Raw genomic sequence first — 4,311 nt, forward strand, 5'->3', positions numbered from 1 at the left:
GCGGCGTGCGCAGATCGTGCGAGATGGCCGACAGTAGCGAGTTGCGCAGCCGCTCCGATTCCATGCTGACGAGCGCGTCACGCGCGATCTCGACGTAATGCACACGCTCGAGCGCAAGCGCGATCTGCGCGGCGAACGCATCGAGCATCCGCTGCTGTTCCGGCACATCGAGCTCACGGGCGTCCTTCGACACGACCGCGAGCACGCCGCGCGTGCGCATCGGCGCCTTCAGCGGCAGGTACAGCGCGGCAGTCGCCGGCAACGTGTCGGTGCCGCGACCGGCCGGCTTTTGCTGGTCGTACACCCACTGTCCGACATCGGTGTCGAGATCGGCGCCCGTCAGCGTGACCGCCGCGTCCGGATCCTCGATCTTCTGCTGCACGTTGTCCGCGCTGTCCGGCAGCAGGATCGCCACACGCGCGCGGAAGACTTCGCTCACATGCCGGCTGCCGATTTCGACGATCTGCTCGGTCGTGAGCGCTGCGGCCAGTTCGCGCGCCATCGCATACATCGCACCCGTGCGGCGCTCGCGCCGCTGCGCGATGCTCGCCTCGCGGGTCAGGCTCGACGTCAGGTGGCTGATCACGAGCGAGGTCAGCAGCATCACGAAGAAGGTCAGCAGATACTGCGTATCGCTGACCGAGAACGACATGCGCGGCGGCACGAAGAAGAAATCGAACGCGGCCACCGACAGGAACGACTGCACGACGCCCGGCCCGCGCCCGAGGCGCACCGCGGAAAACACGACGCCGAGCAGGTAGAGCATCACGAGGTTGGTCAGGTCGAGCCGGCCGGACATGGCGCTCGCGATCACCGTGATCGCCGCGCAGATCGCCGCGGCGTACGCGTAATGGCGCGGCGGCGACCGATGGCCGCCCAGCCGCGCAAACGCATCGCGCCAGTCGCGCGCATGCGCGTCGATCCGCCCGGCGCGCACTTCGTCGCTCGCCGACGCGCGGATCAGCATCAGGTCGACATCGCCCGCACGCTCCGCAAGCTTCTCGCCGAACGGCTGCGCGAGCCAACGCGACAGTCCGGTCTTCTGCGAGCCGCCGGCGACGACCTTCGACACATTGCGCACCTTCGCGTAGCCGATCAGCGCGGCAACGGCATCGTGGCCGGCCAGCGTCGCCGTTTCCGCGCCGAGCTCGGCCGCGAGCTTCAGCGCGTTCAGCGTGCGTTCGCGCTGCGCATCCGGCAGACGCTGGAGCCGCGGCATCTCGACATAAACGGCAAGCCAGTCGGCCTTCAGGCTCGCGGCGAGCCGCGCGGCCGCGCGCACCAGCGTCGGCGCCTCCGGGCCCGGCCCGACGCAGACGAGCAGCCGCTCGCGCGCCTGCCAGATCCGCTGGATCGCGCGGTCGGCACGGTATTCGCGCATCTGCGCGTCGACACGGTCGGCGGTGCGCCTGAGCGCCAGTTCGCGCAGCGCGATCAGATTGCCCTTGCGGAAGAAGTTGCGCACCGCGCGCTCGGCCTGCTGCGCCAGATAGACCTTGCCGTCACGCATCCGCTCGAGCAGTTCCTCGGCCGGCAGATCGACGAGCGTCACTTCGTCGGCCGCATCGAACACGCGATCCGGCACGGTTTCCCACACGCGAATGCCCGTGATCGCCCCGACCACGTCGTTCAGGCTTTCGAGATGCTGGACGTTGACGGTCGTATAGACGTCGATGCCCGCGTCGAGCAGCTCATGGACGTCCTGCCAGCGCTTCAGGTGCCGTGCGCCCGGCACGTTCGAATGCGCGAGCTCGTCGACGAGCATCAGTCCGGGTCGGAGTGCGAGCGCGGCGTCGAGATCGAATTCGGCCAGCGTGCGGCCGCGGTGGTCGAGCCTGGCGAGCGGCAGCACGTCGAGACCGTCGAGCAGCGCAGCGGTCTCGCTGCGGCCATGCGTCTCGACGATACCGACGACGACGTCGACGCCTTCCTGCCTGCGCTGGTGCGCGGCCTGCAGCATCGCATAGGTCTTGCCGACGCCCGCCGAGGCGCCGAAGAAGATCTTGAGCTGGCCGCGCCGCTGCTTTTCTTCATCACGCTGCAGCTTGTCGAGGAGTTGGTCGGGATCGGGGCGGTTCATGCGTCAGGGGTGCGATGCGCGCGTGTACGAGCATTGTCGATCCAAATCGCCGTAAAAGGCAAAGACGGCGCCGCGCGCCGTCCGGCGAACGCACGCCCCGCGCAGCACGGTGCCGGGCGGCGCTCAGTGCGCGGCCTGTGCCGCATCGAGCGCGAGGTTGAGCCGCAGCACATTCACGCGCGGTTCGCCGAGCACGCCGAACTGGCGTCCGGCCGTGTTCGCGGCGACCAGCTGCGCCACCGTGCCGACCGGCAGGCTGCGCGCCTTCGCGACCCGCGCGATCTGATAGGCCGCCGCGGCCGGGCTGATTTCCGGATCGAGGCCGCTCGCGGACGCCGTCACGAGATCGACCGGCACCGCCTGCGACATGTCGGTGCCCGCGTCGCGCAGCGCGGCGATGCGCGCCTTCGCCTGAGCGGCGAGCGACGGGTTCAGCGGACCGAGGTTCGAACCGCCGGAGCCTGCCGCGTTGTACGGCATCGGCGACGTCGCCGACAGCCGGCCCCAGAAATATTTCGGTGCATCGAACGACTGGCCGATCAGCACCGAGCCGACGACCTTGCCGTCCTGTTCGATCAGGCTGCCGTTCGCCTGTGACGGAAACACGGCCTGGCCGATCAGCGTCATCACGGCCGGATACGCGAGCCCCGTCGCCAGGGTCAGCACGACGAAGATCGTGACGAGCGGACGAATCATTGCTTTCATGGCGATATTCCTTCAAGCCCAGCCGCACGCGGCCAGCACGATGTCGATCAGCTTGATGCCGGCGAACGGCACCAGAATCCCGCCGAGCCCGTAGACCAGCAGGTTGCGGCGCAGCAGCGACGCCGCGCCGAGCGGACGGTATCTGACGCCTTTCAGCGCGAGCGGAATCAGCAGCACGATGATCAGCGCATTGAAGATCACCGCCGACATGATCGCGGACGCAGGCGTCGCGAGATGCATCACGTTGAGCGCATTCAGTTGCGGATAGGTCGTCGCGAACGCGGCCGGGATGATCGCGAAATACTTCGCGATGTCGTTCGCGATCGAGAACGTCGTCAGCGAGCCGCGCGTCATCAGCATCTGCTTGCCGATCTCGACGATCTCGATCAGTTTGGTCGGGTTCGAATCGAGGTCGACCATGTTGCCCGCTTCCTTCGCCGCCTGCGTGCCGGTGTTCATCGCGACCGCGACATCCGCCTGCGCGAGCGCCGGCGCGTCGTTGGTGCCGTCGCCCGTCATCGCGACGAGACGCCCTGCCGCCTGATGCTCGCGGATCGTCGTCAGCTTCGTTTCCGGCGTCGCTTCCGCGAGGAAATCGTCGACGCCCGCCTCCGCCGCGATCGCCGCGGCGGTGAGGCGGTTGTCGCCCGTCACCATCACGGTCTTGATGCCCATCCTGCGCAGCTCGGCGAAGCGCTCCCTGATGCCACCCTTCACGATGTCCTTCAGCTCGATCACGCCGAGCACGCGTGCGGTGCCGCCGCACCGTTCCGCGACGACGAGCGGCGTGCTGCCGCGGCGCGCTACATCGTCCACGATGCGGCGCACTTCGTCCGGGAAGCGGGCGCCGTGCGTCTCGACATAGCGCCGGATCGCGTCGGCCGCGCCCTTCCTGATCTCCCGGTCCGGCGCCCCGGACGCACGCCCCGCCGGCGACAGGTCGACGCCGCTCATCCGCGTCTGCGCCGAGAAGGCGAGGAAGGTCGGATGCAGCACGCCCATGTCGCGCTGGCGGATGTTGAAGCGTTCCTTGGCGAGCACGACGATGCTGCGGCCTTCCGGCGTTTCGTCGGCGAGCGACGACAGCTGCGCGGCATCGGCCAGCGCTTCCTCGGTGACACCCGGCGCGGGCAGGAACATCGACGCCTGGCGGTTGCCGAGCGTGATCGTGCCGGTCTTGTCGAGCAGCAGCACGTCGACGTCGCCCGCCGCTTCGACCGCGCGGCCCGACGTCGCGATCACGTTCGCCAGCATCATCCGGCTCATGCCCGCCACGCCGATCGCCGAAAGCAGGCCGCCGATCGTCGTCGGAATCAGGCACACGAGCAGCGCGACGAGTGCGGTGATCGTCACGACATGTCCAGCCTTCATCGCGTCGACCGCGAACATCGAGAACGGCAGCAGCGTCGCGGTCGCGAGCAGCATCACGATCGTCAGCGCGACGAGCAGGATCGTCAGCGCGATCTCGTTCGGCGTCTTCCGGCGCTTCGCGCCTTCGACCATCGCGATCATCCGGTCGAGGAACG

Annotated in this window: 3 protein-coding genes; all 3 read right to left on the reverse strand. The window is 68.5% G+C overall.

Annotation, left to right across the window (positions count from 1 at the left end; genetic code table 11):
• The coding region (locus KH616_RS22070) for a sensor histidine kinase KdpD (protein ID WP_292251314.1) at window positions 1-2,080 on the reverse strand (2,080 nt) is incomplete at its 3' end.
• Window positions 2,081-2,203: 123 nt separating this feature from the next.
• Window positions 2,204-2,785 (reverse strand): potassium-transporting ATPase subunit KdpC, encoded by a 582-nt coding sequence (gene kdpC / locus KH616_RS22075; protein WP_292251316.1) that lies wholly within the window; start codon window positions 2,783-2,785, stop codon window positions 2,204-2,206.
• A 12-nt stretch (window positions 2,786-2,797) separates the two neighbouring features.
• Window positions 2,798-4,311: potassium-transporting ATPase subunit KdpB (gene kdpB / locus KH616_RS22080; RefSeq protein WP_292251319.1), on the reverse strand; the 1,514-nt coding region annotated here is incomplete at its 5' end.

This window comes from Burkholderia sp. (assembly GCF_018375725.1).
GTDB lineage: Bacteria > Pseudomonadota > Gammaproteobacteria > Burkholderiales > Burkholderiaceae > Burkholderia.